The organism is Mycobacterium sp. URHD0025 (assembly GCF_000426065.1).
In the GTDB taxonomy this organism is placed as follows: Bacteria; Actinomycetota; Actinomycetes; order Mycobacteriales; family Mycobacteriaceae; genus Mycobacterium.
The window spans coordinates 45,229-71,390 of record NZ_KE384491.1 but is presented as its reverse complement, the minus strand read 5'-3'; the positions used below and the strand labels follow the sequence as shown (position 1 = coordinate 71,390).

The window sequence follows — 26,162 nt, the reverse complement described above, 5'->3', positions numbered from 1 at the left end:
CCCAGGGAACGTCCAGCCTGCCCGGATCTCGTGAATCCGCCGCGTTAACGTTTCGGGCGGCTCCGTACCATTGAGTCCGTGACGACGATGGAGACCAGGGACGCGGCGGCCGCCCCGGCCAAGCAGCGCAACCTCGGCTCCGCCCGTACCTATCAGGTCCGCACCTACGGCTGCCAGATGAACGTGCATGACTCCGAGCGGCTGTCGGGGCTGCTGGAGGACGCCGGATACCGGCGGGCCGAGGACGGTGCCGATGCCGACATCGTGGTGTTCAACACCTGCGCGGTCCGCGAGAACGCCGACAACAAGCTCTACGGCAATCTCAGCCACCTGGCCCCGCGCAAGCAGGCCGACCCGAACATGCAGATCGCCGTCGGCGGCTGTCTGGCGCAGAAGGACCGTGACTCGGTACTGCGTCGGGCCCCGTGGGTCGACGTGGTCTTCGGCACCCACAACATCGGATCCCTGCCCACGCTGCTGGAACGTGCCCGCCACAACCGGGTCGCCCAGGTGGAGATCGTCGAGTCCCTGCAGGAATTTCCGTCCACCCTGCCCGCGACACGGGAGTCCGCCTACGCGGCCTGGGTGTCCATCTCGGTGGGCTGCAACAACACCTGCACGTTCTGCATCGTGCCGTCGCTGCGCGGCAAAGAGGTCGACCGCAGGCCCGGCGACATTCTGGCCGAGGTGCAGGCATTGGCCGACCAGGGAGTGCTTGAGATCACCCTGCTGGGGCAGAACGTGAACGCCTACGGCGTGTCGTTTGCTGCGGACGAGCAATTGCGCGAGGACCCGATGAACTGGTCGGAGGTATCCCGCGACCGCAGCGCCTTCGCGAAGCTGCTTCGTGCCTGCGGTGATGTGGACGGGTTGGAGCGGGTCCGGTTCACCTCGCCGCACCCGGCCGAGTTCACCGACGACGTGATCGAGGCGATGGCGCAGACGCCCAACGTGTGCCCGACGCTGCACATGCCGTTGCAGTCCGGTTCGGACCGCATCCTCAAGGCGATGCGCCGCTCGTACCGGGCCGAGCGCTATCTGGGCATCATCGACAAGGTCCGGGCCGCGATCCCGGACGCCGCGATCACCACCGACCTCATCGTCGGTTTCCCCGGCGAGACCGAGGAAGATTTCCAGGCCACCCTCGACGTCGTCGAACAGGCCCGGTTCGCCAGCGCCTTCACCTTCCAATACTCCATCCGGCCCGGCACCCCGGCCGCCGAGATGCCCGACCAGTTGCCGAAAGCGGTTGTGTCCGAACGCTATCAGCGGCTGATCGACCTTCAGGAGCGAATTTCCCTGCAGGAGAACCAGGCCCAGGTCGGCCGGACCGTCGAGCTGCTGGTCGCCACCGGCGAGGGCCGCAAGGATGCCAGCACTGCCCGTATGTCGGGCCGGGCCCGCGATGGGCGCCTGGTCCATTTCGCGCCAGGACTCAACGACATTCGGCCCGGCGACATCGTCACCACCGCCGTGACCGGCGCGGCGCCCCATCATCTGATCGCCGACGCTCCGCTGGTCACCCATCGGCGCACCCGCGCCGGTGATGCGCATGCCGCTGGGCAGCGCCCCCGCACCGGCGTCGGTCTCGGGCTACCACGGATCGGCGCGCCGACGACGCCGCCGGCATCAGAAGGATGTGGCTGTTGAGCAACGAGAGCGACTTCGACCGGTTCAAGGACGACCTCGCCGCAGTCGAACGCAAGGTCACCCGGGAATTCGACACGGGTCCACGGGCGATGGTGGTCGCGATCCTGGTGTTCGTGGTGCTGCTGTCGTTCGTCCTGCCGCACACCGGCTCCAGTAAGGGCTTCGACGTCCTGGTCGGTGATGCCACAGCCCTGGCCGACGGCATCTCGCTGCCGTCGCGGGTGTTCACCTGGCTGGCGCTGGTGTTCTCGGTCGGTTTCTCGACGTTGGCGCTGATCACCCGCCGCTGGGCGTTGGCCTGGGTGGCACTGGCCGGTTCGGCGGTGGCCAGCGCGCTCGGCATGCTCGCGGTGTGGTCACGTCAGACCGCCGCAGGCTATCCCGGCCCGGGCATCGGTCTGATCATCGGCTGGCTCGCGGTGATCGTGCTGACGTTCCACTGGGCCCGGGTGGTGTGGTCGCGCACCGCGCTGCAGCTGGCGGCCGAGGCGGAGCGCCGTCGCGACGTCGCGGAGCATCAGCAGCACGGGGTGCTCGGCTTCCCCACGGCAGCCCCGGAGAACGACTCGACCAAGCGCGACCCCGGCAAGAAGCCGGACCAGCCCGACCAGACCTAGACGCGTCGACCGAGCCGCTCCGGCTCTACTTGCGCTCTCCGAGCGCGGCTGCCGCCGCGTCGGCCCACTGACGCCACTGCTCAGCGCTCGCCCTGGCCTCGGCCGCATCCTTGGCCCGGCCGGCCGCCTCGGCCTTCTCGGCCTGCCGCTCGAACTGTTCGGCGCGTGAGCGGAATTGATCGGCACGGGCCTTGGCCTCGGGATCGACTCCACCGGAGGGCGCGTCGCGGACCTTCTTCTCCACGGCGCGCAGTCGTCGTTCCAGATCGGCGGCGCGTTCGCGGGGGACCTTGCCGATCGCATCCCACTTGTCGCCGATGGTGCGCAGTGCCGCGCGGGCCGCGTCCAGATCGGTCGTGTCGATCTTCTCGGCCTCGGCCAGGAGCGCCTCCTTGGCGGCGGCGTTGGCCTTGAACTCGGCGTCACGTTCGGCGTGTGCGGCGTTACGGGCGCCGAAGAACGTGTCCTGGGCAGCCTTGAACCGGTGCCACAGTGCGTCGTCGACGTCTTTGGCGGCGCGGCCGGCGGACTTCCACTCGGTCAGCAGGTCGCGGAAGGCGGCCGCGGTGGCACCCCAGTCGGTCGAGCCGGAGAGCTGTTCGGCCTGCTCACACAGCGCCTCCTTGACCTGGCGGGCGCCGACGCGGCCGCGGTCGAGTTCGGCGAAGTGCGAGCCGCGACGGCGATTGAAGGTCTCCCGGGCGGTCGAATACCGCTTCCACAGGGCATCGTCGACCTTGCGGTCCAGCCCGGTGATGGTGCGCCACTCATCGAGGATCTCGCGCAGCCGGTCACCGGCGGACTTCCACTGGGTGGAGTTCGCGGCCAGATCCTCGGCCTCGGCGGCGAGCGCCTCCTTGCGGGCGGTCTGCGCCGCGCGGTGCTCGTCACGCTGGGCCCGCTCGGTCTTGGCGGCCTCGTCGGCGTGCTCCAGGATCGCTGTCAGGCGGGTGTTCAACGCATCAACGTCGCCGAGAACCGCTGCCGTGGGCAGACTTTCGGCCAGCGCGGCGGCTGCGGACTTGATCTTGCGGGCGTCGCCGGTGCCGGTGGACAGCCGACGCTCCAGCAGTGCCACCTCGGTGTGCAGATCATCGAAGCGCCGGCCGAAGTGAGCGAACGCCGCTTCGGTGTCGCCGGCCTGCCACGAACCGATGACGCGCTCACCGGATCCGTTGACCAACCACACCGTGCCGTCGTCGTCCACCCGCCCGAAGCGGTGCGGATCGCTGGTGGGCGCCACCGCAACCACCGGGGCGACCCGGCTGGGACGGGGAACGGGGCGAGGCGGTCCCGGCCTCGGGGCAGGCGAAGGAGTGGGCCTGGGTGTGGGCTCGGACGTCGGCTGGGGGGTGGCTCCGCCTGGCTCACTGGTTGTCATATCCGCTCCTCGTACTCCGCGCGGTTTGCCCGCGCATCTGCCGCGCGACGCGGCGCCTGATGCTGTCGCTTTGTCCGCTATTGAAGCAGGTCGCGCTGTGCCATGCCCATGGCTTTCGGCTCAATGTCCCCACAAAGCCCGATGGGCCGGGGTGGATCGGGCTGATCCGGCGGGCTCGTGGGGGTCATGGCGAGGTCGTTTCCGAGGGTCTCACCGGCACTCGGCGCAGCGCAGCACGGGCCGCGCATTAGTTTGGTGACGTGCTCAGCGCCATCGCGATCGTCCCCGCCACACCGGTCCTCGTGCCCGAATTGGTGGGTGCGGCCGCGGGGGAGGTGGCTGGGTTACGCGACGCGGTGATCGCCACGGCAACGGCGCTACCGCCGCGCTGGCTGGCTGTGGGCGTCGGCCCCGCCGACGCGGTGTACGGACCCGGAAGCGCCGGGACCTTCGCCGGCTATGGCGTCGACATCCCGGTGGCCCTGGGGCCCGGCCCGGTGGCCGAGGCGACCGAGCTGCCGCTGTGTGCGCTGATTGCCGGGTGGATCCGCGGCCAGGCCGCACCCCACGCGAGTGTCGACGTGCACACCTTCGCCGCCTCGCACCCGGCCGGGGAGGCCCTGGCCCACGGGCGCGCCCTGCGGGCCCGAATCGACGAATCCCCGGACCCCGTGGGCGTCCTCGTGGTCGCCGACGGGCTGAACACCCTCACTCCGGCGGCCCCCGGCGGTCACCTGCCGGCGTCGGTGGCCGATCAGCAGGATCTCGACGACGCACTGGCCACCGGCGACCTGGCGGCGCTGGTGGAGCTGCCCGAGCCCGTCCTCGGCAGGGTGGCCTTTCAGGTGCTGGCAGGCCTGACCGTATCGTCGCCCGGCTCGGCACGTGAGCTCTACCGCGGGGCGCCCTACGGCGTCGGCTACTTCGTCGGCGCATGGCTGCCGTGACCCGGCCCATCGCGATCATCGGGCCGACCGGCACCGGGAAATCGGCACTCGGGTTGGCGATCGCCGAGGCACTGGGCGGCGAAATCGTGAACGCCGACGCGATGCAGCTCTACCGCGGCATGGACATCGGCACCGCGAAGCTGCCCGTCGCCGAGCGGCGCGGTATCCCGCACCACCAGCTCGATGTCCTGGAAGTCACCGAGACCGCGACGGTGGCCCGCTATCAACAGGACGCCGCGGACGATGTCGAGGCCATCGCGGCCCGTGGCGCGGTCCCGGTGATCGTGGGCGGGTCGATGCTCTACATCCAGTCGCTGCTCGACGAATGGACGTTTCCGGCCACCGACCCGGCCGTGCGGGCGCGGTGGGAGGCCCGGCTGGCGGAGGTGGGTGTGGCCGCACTCCATGCTGAGCTGACCCGGGTGGATCCCGCCGCCGGGGCTTCGATCCTGCCCACCGATGGTCGGCGGATCGTGCGGGCCTTGGAGGTCGTCGAGCTCACCGGTCAACCGTTCGCCGCGTCGGCGCCGAAGATCGGTGCGCCCCGATGGGACACCGCGATCATCGGATTAGATTGGGAAACAACAGTTCTCGATGAGCGCCTGGAGCAACGCACCGACCTGATGTTTGCCGGCGGGTTGGTGGACGAGGTCCGGACACTGATCGGCCGGGGGCTGCGGGACGGGGTGACCGCTGCGCGGGCCCTGGGTTATTCGCAGGTGCTGGCCGACCTCGATGCCGGGGGAGATGGCACCGCGGCGCGGGAACCCACGTTCATCGGCACCCGCCGCTATGTGCGACGGCAGCGGTCCTGGTTCCGCCGCGACCATCGGGTGGTGTGGCTGGACGGCGCCGCCGGCGGGCTGGTGCAGGAGGCCCTGCGGGTGTGGCGGCACGTATCCTGAACAGGTGATCTCCGGCAGCGTGGGCTTTGTGAAAGGGCACGGCACCCAGAACGACTTCGTGGTGCTGCCCGACCTTGATGCCGCCTTGTCGCTGACGCCTGCCGCCGTGGCCGCACTGTGCGACCGCCGCCGCGGCCTCGGCGCCGACGGCGTGCTCCGGGTGACGACGGCCGCCGCTGCGCAGGCCGCAGGCGTTTTCGAGCGGCTGCCCGACGGGGTGGCGGCCTCCGACTGGTACATGGACTACCGCAACGCCGACGGCTCGATCGCCCAGATGTGCGGCAACGGGGTGCGGGTGTTCGCGCATTACCTGCGTGCCTCAGGCCTGGAAACCGCCGACGAGTTCGTGGTGGGCTCGCTGGCCGGCCCACGTCCCGTGGTGCTGCACAGGGTCGACGCGACCTCCGCCGAGGTCACCGTGGAGATGGGCAAGGCCAACCGGTTCGGCACGGGAACCGCGGTGGTCGGCGGCCGCAGCCTCAGCGGTGTGGCCGTCGATGTGGGTAATCCGCATCTGGCGTGTGTCGGGCTGACCGAGGGCGAGTTGGCTGTGCTCGACGTCGCGGCGCCGGTGTCGTTCGATCAGCAACTGTTCCCCGAGGGCGTCAACGTCGAAGTGCTGACTGCTCCGGTCGATGGCGCGGTGTCGATGCGTGTGCACGAGCGGGGCGTCGGCGAGACCCGCTCCTGCGGCACCGGAACTGTCGCGGCCGCCCTCGCGGCCCTGGCCCATCAGGGCGCCGACACGGGCTCGCTGCAGGTGCGCATCCCCGGCGGTGAGGTCACCGTGACGATCACCGAATCCACGAGCTACCTGCGTGGACCGTCGGTGCTGGTGGCCCGCGGTGACCTGTCCGAGCAGTGGTGGAATGCTGCGCACGCCTAATTGGAGTGCGGGCGGCACGATCCACGTGACAACCTGTAAGTACATATGACTGAACCAGAACATCCCGTCACCCCCAGCACCGGTGAGCTGGCCCTCGAAGACCGCGCCTCGCTGCGCCGCGTCGCCGGGTTGTCCACCGAGCTCACCGACGTCACCGAAGTCGAATACCGCCAGCTGAGGCTGGAGCGCGTAGTCCTGGTCGGCGTGTGGACCGAGGGCAGTGCGGCCGACGCCGACGCGAGTCTTGCCGAGCTGGCGGCCCTGGCCGAGACCGCGGGCTCGGAAGTGCTCGAGGGGCTCATCCAGCGCCGGGACAAGCCCGACCCGTCCACCTACATCGGCTCGGGCAAGGCCATCGAGCTGCGCGAGGTGGTCCTCGCGACCGGGGCGGACACTGTCATCTGTGACGGCGAGCTCTCACCCGCACAGCTCAACTCGCTGGAGAAAGTGGTCAAGGTCAAGGTCATCGACCGCACGGCGCTGATCCTCGACATCTTCGCCCAGCACGCCACCAGCCGGGAGGGCAAGGCCCAGGTGTCGCTGGCCCAGATGGAGTACATGCTGCCGCGGCTGCGCGGCTGGGGTGAGTCGATGTCGCGTCAGGCCGGCGGTCGCGCCGGTGGTGCCGGGGGCGGAGTGGGCACCCGCGGGCCGGGTGAGACCAAGATCGAAACCGACCGCAGGCGCATCCGTGAGCGGATGGCCAAGCTGCGCCGCGAGATTCGCGACATGAAGAAGATCCGCGACACCCAGCGCAGCCGCAGGCTGGGCTCCGACGCCGCGTCAGTCGCCATCGTCGGCTACACCAACGCCGGCAAGTCCAGCCTGCTGAACGCACTGACCGGGGCGGGTGTGCTGGTGGAGAACGCCCTGTTCGCCACCCTCGAACCCACAACGCGCCGTGGGGAATTCGATGACGGGCGGCCATTCGTGCTGACCGACACCGTCGGCTTCGTCCGGCATCTGCCCACCCAGCTGGTCGAGGCGTTCCGCTCCACCCTCGAGGAAGTGGTCGACGCGGATCTGCTGGTGCACGTGGTGGACGGTTCCGACGAGCACCCGCTGGCACAGATCAATGCGGTCCGTCAGGTGGTCAACGACGTGGTGGCCGAGTACGACATCGCCCCTCCGCCGGAATTGTTGGTGGTCAACAAGATCGACGCGGCCACCGGCCTCGGGTTGGCGGCACTGCGGCGCGCGCTGCCCGACGCCGTGTTCGTCTCAGCGCGCACCGGCGACGGGCTGGACCGGCTGCGGGCCCGCATGGCGGAGATGATTCCTCCCACCGATGCCACGGTGGACGTGACGATTCCCTACGACCGTGGGGATCTGGTGGCGCGGGTGCACACCGACGGTCGGGTGGACGCGACCGAGCACACCGCCGACGGCACCCGCATCAAGGCACGGGTGCCCATGGCGCTGGCCGCGAGCCTGAGCGAGTTCGACACCTTCTGACGTGCGATGCGGGCGTCAGGCCGCGGGCTTCTTCTCGGTGGCGCCGGTCTGCTTCGCCTTGGCCGTGTCCTTGGCCTTGTCCATGTCCTTGCCGACGCTGTGGCCGCCGATCGCTTTGCGCACGGTGCTGCGGATCGACTTCGCCACCTCACGGGCCGGATGTCCCTTGACGCCCTGGGCTTTCGGCGACGACGGACGCTCCTGCCGGGTAACTGTGGCCGGCTCGGTGTCGGGTGTGGTGACCGCCGTCGCGGCCTCGGCGGCCCGATTCAGTCGCGAGAGCGGTCGGCGTTCGGTCTGCTCGGCGATCTTCGTGGTGGTGAGGACGGCGTCGTCAGGGGTGTCCTGGACTGCGACGGTGTCGCCTGGCTCGGTCGGATCGGTCCACCCGGGCAGTGGATCGAGGCCTGGGTTGAGCGCTGCCCGGATGCCTTCGGGGATGTCGTTGACGAGGTCGGTCGCCACTGTCACGGGGTTGAACCGGGGCAGCAGCCGGAACGGCGTGGGGGTGCTGTAGTCGGTTCTGGTGTAACCGGTTTCGATCAGGGTCTGCGCCATCGGTGACACCAGGTCGACGAGCGGAACCACCAGGGCCGAGGTGCCGGTCGCCGCGCCCAGATCGAGGAACGGCTGCATGATCGGCAGGGTCTTCGCCGGCAGGGTGATGTAGTAGGTGTCGCTGCCGTCGACCTTCTGGCAGTGGGTTTCGGTGCTGCAGTTCTCCTTGGCGTTCTCGATCGCGGCCTGTACCTGCTCGGGCGTATATCCGTAGGGCGTGGCCGTGGCCGGATCGTCGCCCCGGGGATCCAGGTACGTGCCGTGCACGTACTGGAAGCCGGCCAGCGCGTTCGCCAGGGCAAGCGGGTTGAGCACCCAGGACGGAGCGTCGGCGACCCCGTCGTACTGCAGCGCGATGTCGTAGGTCTCGATGCCCGTGTCGGTCGGGGTCGGTTGGCCGAACGTCGCATCGAGGACGGGAACGGTGCCAAGGATCGCGAGCCGTTCGAAGAGCCCACCGTCCGGGCGGTTCGGATTGCCGATCAGGACGAAGCTGAGATTCTCCTTCTGCTCGTCGGTGAGGTCGGCCAGATTGCCTTTGACAATGCTGGCCACGGTGGCACCCTGCGAATAACCGAAGACGACTACGGGGTGCGCGGCACTGGGATTGTTCTCACCGACCAGCTCACTCGTCAGCCGGGTGACTCCGCTGGCCACCGACACGTTCCACTTGGCCCCCTCCAGCCCACCCCAGCCCGGCAGCGGAATCGGCCAGAACTGGGCGATGTAGGGGATTGCCACCGGCTCCGCACAGTCCGCGGCGCCGCAACTGCCACTCGGCTGTACGTAGTACGCGACCGCGTTGGCCATGTAGTTGTTGGAGTCCTGCGGGTTCGGAGTCCCGGTGCCGGGCACCACCAGCGGTGTCACCGCCACCACCAAGCCGAGCGCTGCCGTGCCCACGGGCGTCAGACCGATGGCTACCGAACCGGACAGGGCCACGGCGCCGACCAGCAGCGATCTGGCAGCAGAACGGGGTGAGAGTCGCATCGGCCCGGATCTCCTTCTGCTGACGGCCTCGTCAGCGCTGAGGGGATCTTTGCACCGGCACGTATGGGTTACCGGGCAAACGGCGAAACTGCCTGCCGCCCAACGATTTCAGCGTGCCCGGATCACCGGCGGCTCGTGTGCCCGCACCGGGGGCGGTGCTGCGTCGAACTTCTCCACCTGCACCAGCACATGGGCGCCCGTGCAGCCGCGCGCCAACGAGGAGGTGCCGACATCGGCGGTGAGCACGTTGGGATTGCCGTGCACACACATCGAGTCGGGGTCGGCCGGATCGGCCGGGTCGAACCAGGCCCCGGTCGACAGTTGCACCACCGCCGGTCGCAGCCGGTCGTCGATCACCACGCCGGCCAGGCAGGCGCCGCGGTCGTTGAACACCCGCACCACGTCACCGCCGGCGAGTCCACGTGCCGTGGCGTCGTCCGGATGGAGCCGGATCGGTTCGCGCCCTTGCACCTTCGACGCCTGGCTGGTGGCGCCGCCGTCGAGTTGGCTGTGCAGGCGGGTCGCGGGCTGATTGGCGACCAGGTGTAGCGGATAGCGGGCGGCCCGCGCGCCGCCCAGCCATTCCGTGGGCTCGTACCACTTGGGATGGCCGGCGCAGTCGTCGTAGCCGAACCGGTCGATGTCGGCCGAGAAGATCTCGATGCGGCCGCTCGGGGTGGCCAGCCGGCGCCCGACCGGGTCGGCCCGGAACTCGGCGAGAAGCGTCAGCCCCGGTTCGGTGGGTAGCCGTAGGCTCCCGGCCGCCCAGAAATCGTCGAATCCCGGCACGTCGAAATCGAGCCCGGCAGACCACTTTTCGTACATGTGGATCAACCACTCTCGCGCCGTACGGCCCTCGGTGAACTTCAGGCCGAAGCCGAGCCGCTCGGCCAGCGCCGAAAACGTGGTGTAGTCGTCACGGGAGTCGGCATACGGTTGCGCCAGCGCGGGCATGGCCACGAGCAGCGGATCGTTGCGCGAGCCCGAGTAGTCCTCGCGCTCATAGGCGGTGGTCGAGGGCACAACGATGTCGGCGTGCTTGGCCATCGCCGTCCAGTACGGGTCGTGCACCACGACGGTCTCCATCCGGGACAGGGCCCGGCGGAACCTCGGAATGTTCTGGTGGTGGTGGAACGGGTTCCCGCCGGCCCAGTACACGCACTTGATGTCGGGATAGGTCAGTCGCATGCCGTTGTAATCGAACGGCTGACCCGGGTGCAGCAGCATGTCGGTGACCGCCGCGACCGGGATGAACGTCCGCACCGGGTTGAGCCCCTGTGGTAGGGCGGGCAGACCGCACCGCAGCGGCGGCAACCCCGGTTCGTTCATCGACCCGTAGCCGTGCCCGAAACCTCCTCCGGGAACTCCGATCTGGCCGAGCATGGCAGCCAGGGTCAGCCCCATCCACGGTGCCTGCTCGCCGTGCCTGATGCGCTGCAGCGACCAACTGACGGTGACCAGGGTGCGTGAGGCGGCCATCCGGCGGGCCAGCGCGGTGAGCTCGCCCGCAGGCAGGCCGCTGAGCGCCGATGCCCACTGCGGGGTCTTGGCGACGCCGTCGTCGTGGCCCAGCAGGTAACGCTCGAAGCGGGGATATCCGGTGCAGTGCGTGCCGAGGAAATCGCGATCGGCCAGACCTTCGGTGGCCAGTACGTAGGCCAGCGCGAGCATCACCGCCACGTCGGTGCCGGGAATCGGCGCCAGCCACTGGCAGTCGCCGTCGACGTCGTCGCGCAGCGGGCTGAACGAAACGATCTGTCCGCCGCGGTCACGCAACCGGCGCAGCGCGTCACGGGCCGGATGTGCGGTGGTGCCACCGTGATTGATACCGGTGTTCTTCAGCGCGACACCGCCGAAGCACACCAGCAGGTCGGTGTGCTCGGCGATGACGTCCCAGTCCGTGGAGCGTTTGAACAGATCGTCGTGGGTACCGACCACCCGGGGCATGATCACCCCGGTCGCCCCCAGGCTGTAGGAATGGCGGGAAAAGGTATAGCCGCCAAGCATTTTCAGAAAGCGGTGCACCTGGCTCTGGGCATGGTGGAAGCGGCCGGCGCTGGCCCAGCCGTAGGAGCCGCCGTAGATCGCCTCGTTGCCGTGGGTGTCGACGACTCGGCGCAACTCGGCGGCGAGCAGTTCGGTGAGCTCGTCCCAGGACACCGCGACGTACTCGTCGGCACCGCGCTCGGTGCTCGGGCCGGGGCCGTCGCGCAGCCAGCCGCGCCGCACTGCGGGCCCCGCGATGCGGGAGCGGTGCCGCAGTGAGCCCGCCAGGTTGCCGAGCAACGGTGAGGGGTCGGTGTCGCCGGCCGCCGGGGCGACGGCGGCGATGTCACCGTCGGCGAGATCGGCGGTGAAGGCCCCCCAGTGCGCGAGGGTCGCGGGGGACTGAGGCATGGCCCGAGTTTACGGGCGGTACCGACCCTCCCCGGGGCTGACCAACCACCCGGTTGGTATAGGTTGGCCCCAAATCCGTAACCAGTACCGGAGGTCACACCATGGGCAGTGTCGTGAAGTACGACCGCACGTTGTTCGAGCCTGAGCACGAATTGTTCCGCGAGTCGTACCGGGCATTCCTGGACAAGCATGTCGCGCCGTTCCACGACCAGTGGGAGAAGGACAAGATCGTCGACCGCGGGGTCTGGCTGGAGGCGGGTAAGCAGGGCTTTCTCGGAATGGCGGTGCCCGAGGAGTACGGCGGCGGCGGTAACGACGACTTCCGGTACAACACGATCGTCTGCGAGGAGACCGTGGCCGGCCGGTACAGCGGCATCGGCTTCAGCCTGCACAACGACGTCGTCGCGCCCTATCTTCTCCGCCTGGCCAACGAGGAGCAGAAGCAGCGCTGGCTGCCCAAGTTCTGTACCGGTGAATTGATCACGGCGATCGCAATGACCGAGCCGGGCACCGGCAGCGACCTCCAGGGCATCAAGACCCGCGCGGTCCGCGACGGCGACCACTATGTGCTCAACGGGTCGAAGACCTTCATCACCAACGGCATCCACTCCGACCTGGTGATCGTGGTCGCGCAGACCGATCCGGAGAAGGGCGCCCTTGGCTTCTCCCTGTTGGTGGTGGAGCGCGGCATGGAGGGCTTCGAGCGCGGCCGTCACCTCGACAAGATCGGCCTGGAGGCCCAGGACACCGCCGAACTGTCGTTCACCGACGTGCGCGTGCCGGTCGAGAATCTGCTCGGCGAGGAGGGCCAGGGATTCGTCTATCTCATGCAGAACCTGCCGCAGGAACGCATCTCGATCGCCATCATGGCCGCCGCGGCGATGGAGGCGGTACTGGAGCAGACGGTGCAGTACACCAAGGAGCGCAAGGCCTTCGGGAAGCCCATCGGCAGCTTCCAGAACAGCCGGTTCCTGTTGGCCGAACTGGCGACCGAGGCCACCGTGGTGCGGATGATGGTCGACGAGTTCATCCGCCTGCACCTCGAGGAGAAGCTCACCGTGGAACAGGCCGCGATGGCCAAGTGGTACTCGACCGAGAAGCAGGTGGAGCTCATCGACCGCTGCCTGCAGCTGCACGGCGGTTACGGCTACATGCGGGAGTACCCGGTCGCGCGGGCCTACCTGGATGCGCGGGTGCAGACCATTTACGGCGGAACCACCGAGATCATGAAGGAGATCATCGGACGCGGTCTGGGCGTCTGATGAGCCCGAAATACCCCGGATGAGAGCCCGAGAAGCCCAAATCTGGGTCCTCAGGCCCGGATATTGCGGCTTTTTTGGTCATGATCGGCCACGTTCCTTGGTTATCGTCACCTGCTGAAGCAAAGTTGTCGGGGCGGGACAATTCTGAGGAAACTTTGCCGAACGAGCGGGGAGGGCGCATGACTAGGCCTGGAGCGAGGCTGAACGCGGCCGTGTGGCGGTTGGCGGTCGGCCTGCTCGCCCTCGCGGTCGCTGCTTTGATGGGTCCGGCGGTGGCTTCGGCCACCCCGGAGTCCGATGCCGACGCAGCGGTCACCGCCGCCTGGGATGCCAGCGGCGGCGAAGGCGGGCCGCTGGGGCCGCGCCAAGGCGACGTCTACGCGGTGGGTTCGGGCTTCGCGCAGAACTTCGCCGGCGGCAAGATGTTCTTCACGCCGGCGACGGGCGCGCACTTCATGCAAGGCGCGATTCTGGAGAAGTACGAGTCGCTGGGCGGTGCCGCCGACGGCGACCTGGGTTTCCCCACCATCGACGAAGGCGCCGGGCGGGCCGCCGACAGCCGAAACTCGACGCTGAGCGCGCCGGATCACCCCGTCATCTTCTGGACGCCGTCGACCGGCGCCCGGGTGGTCCGGGGTGCGGTCAACGCCGCGTGGGACAAGCTCGGTGGTTCCGCTGGAGTACTGGGCGTCCCGACCGAGGACGAGTCGTTCGACGGCGACGTGAGCTCCCAAGCCTTCACCGGCGGAGAGATCTCCTGGAACCGCAAGACCAAGGTGTTCACCACCGTGCCGCCGGAGCTGGCCGATCAACTCGCCGGCCTGGACGTCCCGTCGGATCCCGCGGCGGCGATCGCGGCGGCCCGCAGGGCGGCAGGCGGGCCGATGGGTCCGCTGGGAGCCAAGGACGGCGATCAGTATCCGATCGGCGACGGCGGGCTGGGCCAGAACTACGCGGGCGGCAAGATCTTCTACAGCCCGGCCACGGGCGCCAACGCCGTGACCGGCCAGCTGCTGGAGAAGTACGAGAGCGTAGGTGGTCCCGAAGGCGATCTCGGCTTCCCGACCGCAGGCGAGTCGGAAGGCGGGCTGGGACCCAACAGCCGGATCAGCACCTTCGCCGCGGCCGACAACCCCGTCATCTTCTGGACGCCCGACTACGGCGCGGTGATAGTCCGGGGCGCGATGAAGGCGGCCTGGGACAAGCTGGGCGGGGCCAAGGGCGCGCTGGGTGCTCCGATGGCCGACCAGACCGAAGACGGCTCGGTCATCAGCCAGCGATTCAGCGGGGGCGCGGTCTCCTGGGATCGCGAGGCCAACAAGTTCACCACCGAGCCGTCCAAGCTCGCCTCCGAGTTGAGTGGCCTGCAGGTTCCGGGGCTCGAGCAGCCTCACGCCGCCGGTCCGCAGCAATCCGGCACCGATACCAAGAAGCCCTTCGCCTGGCATTGGAGCTGGTGGTGGCTGATCGCCGTGGTGCCCGTGTTGCTGCTCGCCGGCCTGATCGTGGGTGCGGCGCTGTGGCACCGACGCCGGGCTGGTGGCGACGACGACTTCGACCACGACCCGTTCGACGACGACTACGACGGCGGACCCGGCGAACCGCACTATGACGACGGTGGCTATTCCGACGCGCACTACGAATCGCGTGGATACGACCACGACGAATATGTCGACGACCGGGACGCCGACGTGCCGAGCGGTTACCGACCGGGCCCCGCATACGGTCCCGCTGAAGCCGCGACCGCGCGATTCGCCGGGCCGGCCGAGGATTCGGCAAGCGGCGCGGCGTCGCCGTACGACGATCCCACCGATATCGCGATGCCGGTCAGTCAGTGGGCCGCTCCTCATCAAGGGCCGGCCGGTGAATACGGAGCACCGGGCGAGGACGACGAACCGCCCGAGGATTCCTCGCGGCTGGCGGGCCCGGAGCCGGGACAGGGCTTCGACAGGTTCCAAGACGATGGCTACCAGGACGGTGGCTACCGGGACGACGACGACTACGAGGACGACGACTTCGAAGAGGACGACTTCGACGACGACTACGACGAGGACGAGGACCTCGACACGCCTATCGACGCGGAGTTCGAGGAGGTCGCCGAAGGTGAGGACACCGACGGAGAGATCGAAGCCGAACTCGCGGACGACGTGACCGTGACCGGGGGACTCGCTGGTGCGGCCGGCAGCATGCGGGAGGCGCAGGGTTTCGCGGCGCTGAGCGGCCTGGTCAGGCCCAGCGAGCGGGGCGGCGATCAGGACAGCGACCAGGACAATGTCGACACCGCTCCGACCCGTGTCATCACCGAAGCCGAGGCATACAACAGTGAGGCCCACAGCGGGCGTCATGCCGCCATCGAACTCGACGAGATTCCCAGTGCCACGGCCATTCACCTACCGCTGGACGACCCGAACCGCGCACCGGAGGGCTACCCCATCAAGGCGGACACGAAGTCCGGCCGGTACTGGGCACCCGACAGCAGCCAATACGACGACGCCGTGGCCGAGATCTGGTTCGCCAGTGAGGAATTCGCCCGCACCAACGGATTCGTGCGGACGGACTGAGTCTGCAGGGCCCGGCCACGGTTCGACGTGGCCGGGCTACGGCACGTCAGATCTTGCGGATGACAGTGACGACCTTGCCGAGCACTGCTGCGTCGTTACCCGGAATCGGGTCGTATGCCGGATTGTGCGGCATGAGCCAGACCTGACCGCGGGTCCGCTTGAACGTCTTCACAGTGGCTTCGCCGTCGATCATCGCGGCCACGATTTCCCCGTTGTCGGCCACGCTCTGCTGGCGCACGACCACCCAGTCGCCGTCGCAGATGGCGGCATCCACCATCGAATCCCCGACGACCTTGAGCAGGAACAGCGAGCCCTCGCCGACCAATTCGCGGGGCAGCGGGAAGACGTCCTCGACAGCCTGCTCGGCGAGGATGGGTCCGCCCGCCGCGATCCGTCCGAGCACCGGGACGAAGGTCGGCTCCGGTAGCGCGTCCGAGCCGGCCACATCGGTGGACACCACCGCGGCCGCGTGATCGTCGGCACCCCGCACGTCGACCGCGCGCGGCCGGTTGGGGTCGCGCCGCAGATAGCCCTTGCGTTCCAGGGTGCGCAGCTGATGGGCGACCGATGAAGTGGACGTCAAGCCGACCGCATCGCCGATCTCGCGGATGCTGGGCGGGTAGCCGCGGCTGGTCACCGACGCGCGGATCACGTCGAGAATGGTCCGTTGCCGGTCGGTGAGGCCGCCCTCGGCCCGGCGGGGGCCTGCGCCGTCCGATCCGGCCGGGCTTTCGGTGCTGCCGTCCCTGCTGCGGTCGTCGCTCATGGGGCCGAATGTAGTCGCTGGTCGAACATTAATCAAACATGTGTTCGACGCGTGTTGCGGCGTGTTCCCAGGTGGAGTGCGCGAGCGGGCCGCCGGGCCGCCGAGCGGGCGGCCGACCCTGTGGCCGATGTGCTTCGCCGCCGGAACTTGTCGGTGCCCTGTTCTATCGTTTGGCAACAGTTCGATCACATGTTCTATCCATCGAACACTTGAGCGACTATGTTCGAACACAAGAGCGAATCAGTCTCACCGAAAGGCAGTCAGATGGCGATCATCGATATCCCCGCCGATAGCCGTTCCCGCGCTGTTCGGGCCATGCCGCAGTCGCCCCGCGCCCAATTCGGCACCGGGGCGCCGCGGCCGGTGCGCCGGGTGCGGCGTCCGGCGCCCTCCCGGCCCGCCGGTGGCGCGGTCCGCTACCACGGGACCGGAGTGCTGATGTCGCGGGCATCTCATCGCAGCCGTCCCATCACGCCGATGACGACGGTCTTGCTGGCGCTGGTGGCGGCCGGCATCACCGTGTGGCTGGGTTTGGTGGCACAGCTCGGCGGCGTGATGGGCAACGAGCCGGCGGCGCCGGCGGAACTCGCCGTGGTTCAGGTGAAGTCGGGGGAGACGCTGCAGCAGGTGGCCCGCCGCGTCGCCCCGGATGCGCCGGTCGCGCGTGTCGTCGAGCAGATCCGCGATCTCAACCAGCTCGAGTCCGCGGCCGTCGACCCAGGGCAGACGCTGCTCGCCCCGGTTGGCTGAGCAGTGCGATGTCCGCTGAATCGTCCTGGCTGCCAGCCACACTGGCCGGCGTCCGCCTGAGCGCGTATGCGCGACTGGACCCGGCGGTGAGTCTGCCGCGGGCAGCACGGGTACGCTCAAGGGCGCTCGAGCTAGTTGTCCGGCGGCATGACGAAGGAGCGGTGATGCACTGTCCGTTCTGCCGTCATCCCGATTCGCGTGTCGTCGATTCGCGCGAGACCGATGAAGGGCAGGCCATCCGACGCCGGCGGTCATGCCCTGAGTGCGGGCGGCGATTCACCACCGTGGAGACAGCTGTGCTGGCCGTGGTGAAGCGCAGCGGGGTGACCGAGCCGTTCAGTCGTGAGAAGGTGATCCGCGGCGTGCGCCGGTCCTGTCAGGGCAGGCAGGTCGATGACGATGCCCTCAACGTGTTGGCGCAAAAGGTCGAGGATGCCGTCCGCGGACTCGGCACTCCGGAGATTCCCAGTCACGAAGTCGGCTTGGCGATTCTCGGACCGCTCCGTGAACTGGACGAGGTCGCCTATCTGCGGTTCGCTTCGGTATACCGGTCGTTTTCGTCGGCCGAGGACTTCGAGCGTGAGATCGAGGCGCTCCGGGCCCACCGCGCCGAGGCGTAGACCGGTCCGGACTCAGTCCAGCCGGGTGGGGCCGTCGTTGACCACGCGACCGGCCACGCGAACCCAGCCCTCCGGGCTCCAGCGGGTCTCGATCACCGAACCCTTGCCCTGCACGATCGTGAGATCCTGGCTGAGATAGTCCGTCATCCGCACCGCTGCCGAGCCGGTCGCCTCGTCTTCGGGGATCCCCAGTTGTGGGGCGAAGGACCTGGCGCGCACCGTGCCGTTCGCCTTGTCGATCCAGGCCCACAGGTAGTTCTGGTCGGCGTCGTCGAAATCGTTGGGATCGGCGGCGAGCAACTCCTCAGCCGAAGTCAGGTCATAGATGGCGAACTCCGGTGCCCATTCGGACCGCGCGTTGACGACGGCAAGATCTCCGTCGTACTCGACCTGGAGTATCCCGGCGGGCACCCGCAGGGTACGGACCGGCATCCCGATCTCGCGCAGCCACCACGACGCTCCGACGGTCGGGTGCCCCGCGAACGGCAATTCGGTTGCCGGCGTGAAGATGTGCGCGCCGGCCGAGTTGCCGCCCGGCTGCGGTAGATCGATGAATACCGTTTCGCTATAGCCCAATTCGGCGGCGATCCGTTGCCGGTCGGCAGGCGCGACGGTGCTGTTGTCGACCACTCCGAGCGGATTGCCGTACTTGCCCTCGGAGTCGGTGAACACGCGTAACACGGTGACATCGATGGCCATAGACCGATGCTACGTCGCAGTGGACTCTCGTCGTGGTGACCCGGCTACCCCGCGCGGGTCAGGTGGCGCTGCGCTCGTCGGCGTCCATCGCGTCGAGCACGGCGGTCTGGGTGTCGAACGATCCGCTGATCGCCTCTTCGCTCCGCCCGCTGCGCAGCAGGCTGCGGAGCCGATCCTGGTCGTAGACCGAAGGTTCGGTCGTGTCGATGAAGCGCTCGACCACCTCGACGAAGCGGTCGGGATCGTCGTGGAACGGAAAATGCCCGGACCCGGAGAAAACCTCCAGTCGGGAACCGGGCATCGCAGAGTGCGCCATCCGGGCGTGGCTGACGGGGATCACCGAGTCGGAGTCGCCCCAGATCAGTTGCACGGGAACGGATTCAGTCAAATAACAGCGGTCCAGCATGGTGACGACCTGGCCGCGCCAGTCCACGACGGCGCGCAGGGTCCGGGCAAATGCCGACGATGCCGTCGGCTCCGGCAGATCGGCCAGGATGCGCAGCATGTCCGGGATGTCATGCCCGAGTCCGGCGGAGCCCAACACGGCGCCGGCGGCCCGGCCGGCCAGCTGCAATGCCGGCAGTACCAGTGGTAGCCGCAGCAGCGCCAGCGCCTCGCTGCCCATCGGCAGTGAGGCGACCCGCAGCGCCATGTTGACGTCCTTGGTGACCCCACCGGCGCCGACCAGGATGAGCCGGTCCACCAACTGCGGGAACTGGTAGGCGAATTGCATGGCCACGCCGCCGCCCAGGGAATGGCCGACGACGGTCACCCGGTCGATGTCGAGCACGCTGAGCAGGTCACGCATGCCGTTGGCGTAGGCCGCCACCGAATAGTCCGCACGCGGCTTGTCGGAGCTGCCATGGCCGAGCAGGTCCGGGGCGATCACCGTGAACCGCTGCGCCAGAGCCGATTGCACGGTGTGCCAGGTGGTGGAGTTGTCGCCGATACCGTGAATCAGCAGGATCGTCGGCCCGGATCCGGCCACCCGGAAGGCACGCCGGTATCCGTGGATGGTGCGGTATTCGAGCGTCGGAGTGAGCTCGCGTACGGTCCGCAGGTGGGATTTGCGCTCGGTCATGCTGGTCAACCTCGCTCTCGGCCCGGCATCGGGCTGCTATGAGTGGTTGTCGCCGTTCGGGAATCCGTCGCCGAAGCCATCCCGTCCGTCTCGGTACTTGTCGTCTTTGTACTTGTCACCGGCCTGCTGGGCGAGGAACCGTTCGAACTCGGCGCCCAACTCGTCGCCGCTGGGCAGTTCCTCGTCGCGCGCCAGCAGAGACCGATTTTCCTGTGCGGCAACGAACGCATCGTACTGGCGCTCCAACCCTGTCACCACTTGGGCGACCTCGGTGCTGGCCTCTACCTGCTCGTTGATCTTGCTGTACACCTCGGCGCCGGCCTCGGACAGTTTCTCCAACGGCAGTTTTAGCGAACCGGTGCGGGCCACCTCTGCCAGGAGCGCCTCGGCAGCCGGCGGATAGGCCGTCTGGGCCAGGTAGTGGGGGACGTGCACGGTGTAACCCACCACCTCGTGGCCGTGCTGGGCCATCCGGAACTCGAGCAGGTTGGAGACGCTCGCCGGCACCTGGACCTCGCCGACCCAGGGTGTGTGGTCGGCGATCAGCTCCTTGTCATTGGAGTGTGCGGTGAGCATGACGGGCCGGGTGTGCGGCACGGCCATCGGAATGGTGCCCAGGCCGATCACCCGCCGCACCCCGAGTTGCTCGGAGAGCAGCCGCACCGCGGTGATGAAACGTTCCCACCTCAGGTCCGGCTCAAGTCCGGCCAGCAGCAGAAACGGCGTGCCCACGTCGTCATGCAGCGCGTACAGGTTCAGCTCGGGTTCTTCGTAGCTGGTGAAGTGGTCGGTCTTGAACGTCATCAGCGGCCGCCGCGACCGATAGTCCAGCAGTTCGTCGATGGCGAAGGAAGCCACCAGCTCGGTGTCGAGCGTGTCCTTGAGGTGCTCCGCGGCGAGCCGGATCGCGTGACCGGCGTCGGAGTAGCCCTCCAGGGCGTGGATCAGCACCGGGCCGCGGCCGTCCGAGGACGACAACTGCGGCGCCGGGAACTCAAGCTCGTACATGCCGCTCTGATCGGGCTGGTAGTGCTGATCGGGGGTGTCGCTGCTGTCGGTCATATCGCTTCGTCTCCTCGCTGCGGTAGGACGCTGTGACGGCCTACCACCGTGCCATCCAGTGTCCCGCATACCCGCGCCGCGGGTTCGTTCCGCCCCGCTTGTGGGTGCCAACGCACCGGCCCCGGGCCGGCATTCCGGCGGCGATGCCCGCGATCAGGCAAAATCGTCATGATGCAGGTGACCCGGATGGTGAAGCTCACAATCGCGGCGGCGGTGATGACCGCGCTGGCCGCGGCGTGCAGCGGGCCGGGCACCCGGACCGCGGCGGGCGGGTCTGCCGACCCTGCGACGGCCGCGCCGAGTGAACCACCGGTGGTGGCCAGCCCGTTGTCCCAGGCAGGGGCCGAGTCGGTGATGCCGGACCGGCGGGTGGGAGCGTTGTTCCTCGGCGACACCACGACGCATACGTGTAGTGGATCGGTGCTGTCCAGCACGTCCGGTGATCTCATCCTGACGGCCGCGCACTGCCTTCTCGACGGCGTCGACACGGCCTTCGTCCCCGGCTTCGGCGAAGGCGGCGGCGCCACCTGGCACGTCGGCGCGGTGTATTTGGACCCGCGCTGGATCGCCGAGCAGGATCCGCAGGCCGACTACGCCATCGTGCGGGTCACCGGCGGTTCCGGCGCCGGCCTGCTCGCGGCTGCCGACGGCGGCTTGAGCCTGGGTGCGGCGCCCGCGCCGGGAAGTCCGGTGACGGTGACCGGCTACCCGATGGGCGAAGGCGGCAGCCCGCTGGCCTGCCGGGGCGCGACCGAACGTTCACCAGAGGGGTTTCCGTCGCTGACCTGCGCGGGCCTCACAGACGGTTTCAGCGGCGCCCCGTGGGTTTCGGGGTCCACGGTGACCGGCTTGGTGGGTGGCCTCGACGGCGGCGGATGCGACGACGACGTGTCCTACTCGCCGCACTTCGATGACCGCATCGTCCGGTTGCTGGCCCGAGCCGAGGCAGGCGGCCCGGGCGACGCGGCGCCCGCCGCGCTCGAATCCGACTGCGAGTGATCGCTAATAGCGGAACTGGTTCAGCGCGCGCAGTTTGTTCATCACGTCCAGCGCCGCCACCTTGTACGCCTCGGAGAACGTCGGATAGTTGAACACCGCGTCGACGAGGTATTCGACTGTGCCGCCGCACCCCATCACGGCCTGCCCGATGTGGACCATCTCGGTGGCGTTCGTTCCGAAGATGTGCACGCCGAGCACCCGGAGATCTTCGGTGGACACCAGTAGCTTGAGCATCCCGTAGGAGTCACCGGCGATCTGGCCGCGAGCCAACTCGCGGTACCGGGATACCCCGACCTCATAGGGGATGGAGTCCTTGGTCAGATCGACCTCGGTGGCGCCGACGAAGGAAACCTCCGGGATCGAGTAGATGCCGATCGGCTGCAGGCTCATCATGCCTTTGGTGGGCTCGCCGAACGCGTGGTAGGCGGCCAGCCGGCCCTGCTCCATCGACGTGGCGGCCAGCGCCGGGAATCCGATCACATCGCCCACCGCATAGATGTGGTCCACCTTGGTGGTGAAGTTGTCATCGACGTAGATGCGGCCGCGCGCATCGGATTCCAGGCCTGCGTTGGACAGGTCGAGATGATCGGTCTGGCCCTGGCGCCCAGCCGAATACATCACCGTCTCGGCGGGGATCTGCTTGCCGCTGGCCAGTGTGGTCACGGTGCCGGACGGGCCGACGTCGACGCCGGTCACCTCTTCACCGAACCGGAAGGTCACCGCGAGGTCGCGCAGGTGGAAGCGCAGTGACTCGATGATCTCGGGGTCGCAGAACTCGAGCATGTCGTCGCGCTTCTCCACCACGGTGACCTTGGTGCCGAGCGCGGCGAACATCGAGGCGTACTCGATGCCGATCACGCCCGCTCCGACCACCACCATCGACGTGGGCAGAGCCTTGAGGTCGAGGATGCCGTCGGAATCGAGCACGCGCGCATCGTCGAACGTGACTCCGGCGGGTCGGGCCGGTTTGGTCCCGGTCGCGATCACGATGAAACGGCCACGGACGGTGACCAATTCGGCGCGGTTGGGGTCCTCGACGATGATCGTGTGTTCGTCGGAGAAACGGCCGTGCCCGGTGTAGAGCTCGATGCGGTTGCGCATCAGCTGGGACCGCACGACGTCGATCTCCCTGCCGATGACGTGCTGGGTACGCGACAGCAGATCGGCAGGGGTGATCTTCTCCTTGACGCGGTAGCTCGCGCCGTAGAGTTCGCGCTGACTCATGCCGGTCAGGTAGACGACGGCCTCGCGCAGTGTCTTGGACGGGATGGTCCCGGTGTTGACGCACACGCCGCCGAGCATCATGCCCCGTTCGATCACCGCAACGGACTTGCCGAGCTTCGCTGCGGCGATGGCGGCGCGCTGGCCACCGGGGCCGGAACCGATGACGACGAGGTCATACTCCTGCATCGAACCCATGGAAGAACTGTTTACGCCGGTTGCCGTTGTCTCGCATGTCGGCGAGACCGAATACCGGATGAACAAATGCCTCGGGGGTTATCCCCAACGCGGAGTCCATCCCCAGCCACCCGCTACCGACGGGTTCTGGCGAGGTCCGTGACGGCGCCGGTTGGCACGGTCTGGGCATGACAACACCATCGCCGTCCTCGTCGGAATTCGACTTCCACCTCAACCGTCCCGGTGCGCTGATCGCCGCACTGCCCGCGGTGCTCGGATTCGTCCCACACAGGAGCCTCGTGCTGGTCACGGTCGACCGCGGCGCGTTGGGCTGCGTCATGCGCGCCGATCTGGCCGATGACATGACCGAGCGCATCGATCACCTGGTCGGACTCGCGGCCAGTGCAGGCGCGGACGCGGTGATCGCCGTGGTGGTGGACGACCAGAGCACCGACTGCCGGGCGTGTGACGACCGGTACCGCGACCTGGCGGCGGTTCTGGACCAGGCGCTTGCCGCCGACGGTATCGAGCTCTACGCCGCGCACGTGGTGGACAGAGTCGCCGCGGGCGGACTCTGGCACTGCGCCGACGGTTGCGGCGAAGAGGGGTTCGTGGACGATCCGGGTGCGTCGCCGCTGGCGGCGGCTGCGGTGCTGGACGGTCGGCGGCTCTACGCCAGCCGCGAGGAACTGCTGCAGGTGATCCGGCCGGATCCGGTCGCAGGCGACTCGATGAAAAAGCCGTTGGCGCTCGTGGCCCAACGGCCCGGGTGTCCGGAGGCCCGGCCCGACGCCGAGGTGCGCACCGATGTCGAGGGCGCGATGACGGTGGCCCTGCAGCTGGCCGAGGGGGACGCGCCCGGGGCCGCCGAGCTGGCGCGGCTCGCCGTGGGGTTGGCCGACCCGCGGGTCCGCGACACGCTGTATGCGCTGGCGGTGGGGGAGTGCGCGGAGCAGGCGGAAGCCCTGTGGGCTCTGTTGGCCCGTAATCTGCCCGACCCATGGCGGGTGGAAGCGCTTGTACTGCTGGCTTTTTCGGCGTACGCGCGCGGCGACGGCCCGCTGGCGGGGGTGTCGCTGGATGCCGCGTTGCAGGCGCGGCCGACGCACCGGATGGCCGGCATGCTCGACACCGCGCTGCAATCAGGAATGCACCCGGAACGGGTCAGGGAGCTGGCGGCCACCGGCTATCGGCTGGCCGAACAGCTCGGCGTGCGGTTACCGCGGCGCAGGCAGTGGGGACGCAGAGCCGGGTGACCGGTCAGACCTTCTCGACGCGTACGGCATGTGCCATGTGATGGGGCAGCTCGACCTGCTCGTGCCCGGGGATCACGATCATCACGCCGCCATGGTCGGTGGCCTCGACGGTGACCCTGGCGTTCGGCACCACGCCGGCATCCTTGAGCCGGCCGATGAGCTCGGTGTCGCCCTGAACGTGCTCGGTGAGCTGGCGCACCACCACGGCCACCGGCAATCCGACCGGCAGCTCGGTGAGCCGGACCAGGCTGACGTCGTCGAAGCCGGTCGAGCCGACGCCGAGGTCCGACAGCCCCGGGATCGGATTACCGAACGGGGAGGTGGTGGGGTTGTCGAGCACCTGGACCAGACGGCGCTCCACATCCTCGCTCATCACGTGTTCCCAGCGGCACGCCTCGGCGTGGACGTCCTCCCACGGCAGCCCGATCACGTCGACGAGCAGCCGTTCGGCCAGCCGGTGCTTGCGCATCACGGCCACCGCCAGAGCGCGGCCCTTGTCGGTGAGCTCCAGGTGGCGGTCACCGGCGACATGCAGCAGGCCGTCGCGTTCCATGCGTGACACCGTCTGGCTGACCGTCGGACCGCTCTGGTCGAGGCGTTCGGCGATGCGGGCACGCAGCGGCACCACGCCCTCTTCCTCGAGGTCGTAGATCGTCCGCAGGTACATCTCGGTGGTATCGACCAGATCGTTCATGCGCGCCTTCCCAGCCCAAACGTCACGGCACAGTCTACCGTTTCCGGCGTTTGAACTGCGTCGCAACATCGGGTCGTCGAGCAGGTCACATCGTGGCCGAAAAGCCCAGGACAGGCCGGGTGAAACGCCGTGAAACACCCAGGATGGCCATGTGCCCCGCCGGCGGAACCGGCGGGGCACATGGGCTGGACGGACTAGCTGGCGTAGGAGCGGAGCCGATCGGCACGCTCGCCGTTGCGGAGCTTGGCCATCACCTCGCGCTCGATCTGGCGCACCCGCTCGCGGGACAGACCGAACAGCTTGCCGATCTGGTCCAGGGTGCGCGGCTGGCCGTCGTCGAGGCCGAACCGCAACCGGATCACCTGCTGCTCGCGCTCGTCGAGCGTGGCCAGCACGTGGCGGATGTCGGTGTGCAGGAGCTCGGAGATGACGGCGTTCTCGGCCGACATCGCCTCGGAGTCCTCGATGAAGTCGCCCAGCGGGGCTTCCTCGTCGGTGCCCACCGGCATGTCCAGGCTCACCGGATCCCGGCTGTGCTCCAGCAGATCGTTGATCTTCTCGACCGGGATGCCCGACTCTTCGGCCAGTTCCTCGTCGGTGGCCTCGCGGCCCAGGTTCTGGTGCATCTCGCGCTTGATGCGGGCCAGCTTGTTGACCTGCTCGACCAGGTGGACGGGCAGGCGGATGGTGCGGCTCTGGTCCGCCATGCCGCGGGTGATGGCCTGGCGGATCCACCACGTGGCGTACGTGGAGAACTTGAAGCCCTTGGTGTAGTCGAACTTCTCCATCGCGCGGATCAGACCGAGGTTGCCCTCCTGGATCAGATCCAGCAGCGGCATGCCGCGACCGGTGTAGCGCTTGGCCAGCGACACCACCAGACGCAGGTTGGCCTCCAGCAGATGGCGGCGGGCCGCCTCGCCGTCGCGGACGACGGTCGCCAGGTCGCGCTTCCGGTTCTCGCCCAGACGCTTCTTGGTGTCCAGCACGTGCTGGGCGTACAAGCCTGCCTCGATGCGCTTTGCGAGTTCTACCTCATCGGCGGCGTTGAGCAACGCCGTTTTGCCGATGCCGTTCAGATACACGCGCACGAGGTCGGCGGCAGGGCTCTGGGCGTCCAGATCACTGTCGACGCGGCTTGTGGTGGCATTTGCCATGACGGCCTCCTGATCGGCTCGAACTGTCATGATCTACAACGTCGTAGACGCCATCAGAGTTCCCGCCGATCTCC

The 26,162-nt window shown here is 68.5% G+C and carries 22 protein-coding genes; 12 read left to right on the top strand and 10 right to left on the bottom strand.

The window, feature by feature from the left end; translation table 11 throughout:
• Positions 1-87 precede the first annotated feature (87 nt).
• Entirely contained in the window at positions 88-1,650 is a 1,563-nt protein-coding gene (miaB, locus tag H977_RS0128700; RefSeq protein WP_029111075.1) for a tRNA (N6-isopentenyl adenosine(37)-C2)-methylthiotransferase MiaB, read from the top strand.
• A complete protein-coding gene (locus H977_RS0128695; protein ID WP_029111074.1) occupies positions 1,638-2,267 on the top strand; it encodes an Rv2732c family membrane protein in 630 nt (209 codons plus the stop codon). Before miaB ends, H977_RS0128695 begins: the two co-directional genes overlap by 13 nt.
• A 25-nt stretch (positions 2,268-2,292) precedes the next feature.
• On the opposite strand, the gene H977_RS0128690 is transcribed toward H977_RS0128695, so the two are convergent.
• Positions 2,293-3,648: a DUF349 domain-containing protein gene (locus tag H977_RS0128690; protein ID WP_029111073.1), complete on the bottom strand. Its 1,356-nt coding sequence runs from the start codon at positions 3,646-3,648 to the stop codon at positions 2,293-2,295.
• Positions 3,649-3,908: 260 nt separating this feature from the next.
• Here H977_RS0128690 and H977_RS0128685 point away from each other — a divergent pair, with 260 nt between their 5' ends.
• Genes H977_RS0128685 through hflX form a run of 4 tightly spaced genes read left to right on the top strand, consistent with a single transcriptional unit; the run spans position 3,909 to position 7,841 of the window.
• On the top strand, positions 3,909-4,595 hold the full coding sequence (locus H977_RS0128685) for a class III extradiol ring-cleavage dioxygenase family protein (RefSeq protein ID WP_029111072.1): 687 nt from the start codon (positions 3,909-3,911) through the stop codon (positions 4,593-4,595).
• Positions 4,583-5,500, top strand: a complete 918-nt coding sequence (miaA, locus tag H977_RS0128680) for a tRNA (adenosine(37)-N6)-dimethylallyltransferase MiaA (RefSeq protein WP_051289193.1) — start codon at positions 4,583-4,585, stop codon at positions 5,498-5,500. The genes H977_RS0128685 and miaA overlap by 13 nt, the downstream gene beginning before the upstream one ends.
• Positions 5,501-5,519: 19 nt before the next feature.
• Positions 5,520-6,386: a diaminopimelate epimerase gene (dapF, locus tag H977_RS0128675; protein WP_029111070.1), complete on the top strand. Its 867-nt coding sequence runs from the start codon at positions 5,520-5,522 to the stop codon at positions 6,384-6,386.
• 45 nt (positions 6,387-6,431) lie between these two features.
• The gene (gene hflX / locus H977_RS0128670; protein WP_029111069.1) at positions 6,432-7,841 is read left to right on the top strand and encodes a GTPase HflX; all 1,410 of its coding nucleotides are present in this window, start codon (positions 6,432-6,434) and stop codon (positions 7,839-7,841) included.
• A 15-nt stretch (positions 7,842-7,856) separates the two neighbouring features.
• On the opposite strand, the gene H977_RS0128665 is transcribed toward hflX, so the two are convergent.
• Both H977_RS0128665 and H977_RS0128660 read right to left on the bottom strand, forming a co-directional pair.
• Entirely contained in the window at positions 7,857-9,389 is a 1,533-nt protein-coding gene (locus tag H977_RS0128665) for a PE-PPE domain-containing protein (RefSeq protein ID WP_029111068.1), read from the bottom strand.
• Positions 9,390-9,497: 108 nt separating this feature from the next.
• Positions 9,498-11,786 carry a molybdopterin-dependent oxidoreductase gene (locus tag H977_RS0128660; RefSeq protein ID WP_029111067.1) on the bottom strand — a complete coding sequence of 763 codons (2,289 nt, stop codon included), beginning with the start codon at positions 11,784-11,786 and terminating at the stop codon, positions 9,498-9,500.
• A gap of 101 nt (positions 11,787-11,887) precedes the next feature.
• On the opposite strand from H977_RS0128660, the gene H977_RS0128655 reads away from it, so the two are divergent.
• The gene (locus H977_RS0128655; protein WP_029111066.1) at positions 11,888-13,048 is read left to right on the top strand and encodes an acyl-CoA dehydrogenase family protein; all 1,161 of its coding nucleotides are present in this window, start codon (positions 11,888-11,890) and stop codon (positions 13,046-13,048) included.
• Between the two features lie 179 nt (positions 13,049-13,227).
• Positions 13,228-15,609: an LGFP repeat-containing protein gene (locus tag H977_RS0128650; protein WP_029111065.1), complete on the top strand. Its 2,382-nt coding sequence runs from the start codon at positions 13,228-13,230 to the stop codon at positions 15,607-15,609.
• Between the two features lie 46 nt (positions 15,610-15,655).
• Here the strand turns inward: H977_RS0128650 and lexA are convergent, their stop codons facing one another.
• Positions 15,656-16,375 carry a transcriptional repressor LexA gene (gene lexA, locus H977_RS0128645; protein ID WP_029111064.1) on the bottom strand — a complete coding sequence of 240 codons (720 nt, stop codon included), beginning with the start codon at positions 16,373-16,375 and terminating at the stop codon, positions 15,656-15,658.
• Between the two features lie 264 nt (positions 16,376-16,639).
• On the opposite strand from lexA, the gene H977_RS0128640 reads away from it, so the two are divergent.
• Together H977_RS0128640 and nrdR are read left to right on the top strand one after the other, a co-directional pair.
• Positions 16,640-17,125 (top strand): LysM peptidoglycan-binding domain-containing protein, encoded by a 486-nt coding sequence (locus H977_RS0128640; RefSeq protein ID WP_036477875.1) that lies wholly within the window; start codon positions 16,640-16,642, stop codon positions 17,123-17,125.
• A gap of 164 nt (positions 17,126-17,289) precedes the next feature.
• A complete protein-coding gene (gene nrdR / locus H977_RS0128635) occupies positions 17,290-17,745 on the top strand; it encodes a transcriptional regulator NrdR (RefSeq protein WP_019348288.1) in 456 nt (151 codons plus the stop codon).
• A 12-nt stretch (positions 17,746-17,757) separates the two neighbouring features.
• On the opposite strand, the gene H977_RS0128630 is transcribed toward nrdR, so the two are convergent.
• The 3 genes from H977_RS0128630 to H977_RS0128620 are packed head-to-tail and all read right to left on the bottom strand — an operon-like array spanning position 17,758 to position 20,587.
• Complete coding sequence (locus tag H977_RS0128630; RefSeq protein ID WP_029111062.1) at positions 17,758-18,444, bottom strand: PhzF family phenazine biosynthesis protein; 687 nt, start codon at positions 18,442-18,444, stop codon at positions 17,758-17,760.
• A 58-nt stretch (positions 18,445-18,502) separates the two neighbouring features.
• A complete protein-coding gene (locus H977_RS0128625) occupies positions 18,503-19,525 on the bottom strand; it encodes an alpha/beta fold hydrolase (protein ID WP_029111061.1) in 1,023 nt (340 codons plus the stop codon).
• 36 nt (positions 19,526-19,561) lie between these two features.
• Complete coding sequence (locus H977_RS0128620; protein ID WP_029111060.1) at positions 19,562-20,587, bottom strand: proteasome assembly chaperone family protein; 1,026 nt, start codon at positions 20,585-20,587, stop codon at positions 19,562-19,564.
• Positions 20,588-20,773: 186 nt separating this feature from the next.
• Here H977_RS0128620 and H977_RS0128615 point away from each other — a divergent pair, with 186 nt between their 5' ends.
• The gene (locus H977_RS0128615) at positions 20,774-21,586 is read left to right on the top strand and encodes a trypsin-like serine peptidase (RefSeq protein WP_231396087.1); all 813 of its coding nucleotides are present in this window, start codon (positions 20,774-20,776) and stop codon (positions 21,584-21,586) included.
• 3 nt (positions 21,587-21,589) lie between these two features.
• Here H977_RS0128615 and sthA read toward each other — a convergent pair whose 3' ends face one another.
• Positions 21,590-22,996 carry a Si-specific NAD(P)(+) transhydrogenase gene (sthA, locus tag H977_RS0128610; RefSeq protein WP_196808362.1) on the bottom strand — a complete coding sequence of 469 codons (1,407 nt, stop codon included), beginning with the start codon at positions 22,994-22,996 and terminating at the stop codon, positions 21,590-21,592.
• 176 nt (positions 22,997-23,172) lie between these two features.
• Here sthA and H977_RS0128605 point away from each other — a divergent pair, with 176 nt between their 5' ends.
• Positions 23,173-24,240, top strand: coding sequence for a DUF4192 domain-containing protein (locus tag H977_RS0128605; protein ID WP_029111057.1), 1,068 nt, complete (start codon positions 23,173-23,175; stop codon positions 24,238-24,240).
• A 4-nt stretch (positions 24,241-24,244) separates the two neighbouring features.
• Here the strand turns inward: H977_RS0128605 and H977_RS0128600 are convergent, their stop codons facing one another.
• Both H977_RS0128600 and H977_RS0128595 read right to left on the bottom strand, forming a co-directional pair.
• Entirely contained in the window at positions 24,245-24,934 is a 690-nt protein-coding gene (locus tag H977_RS0128600; protein ID WP_029111056.1) for an iron-dependent transcriptional repressor DtxR, read from the bottom strand.
• 194 nt (positions 24,935-25,128) lie between these two features.
• Entirely contained in the window at positions 25,129-26,118 is a 990-nt protein-coding gene (locus H977_RS0128595; protein ID WP_255376491.1) for a sigma-70 family RNA polymerase sigma factor, read from the bottom strand.
• Positions 26,119-26,162: the final 44 nt, after the last annotated feature.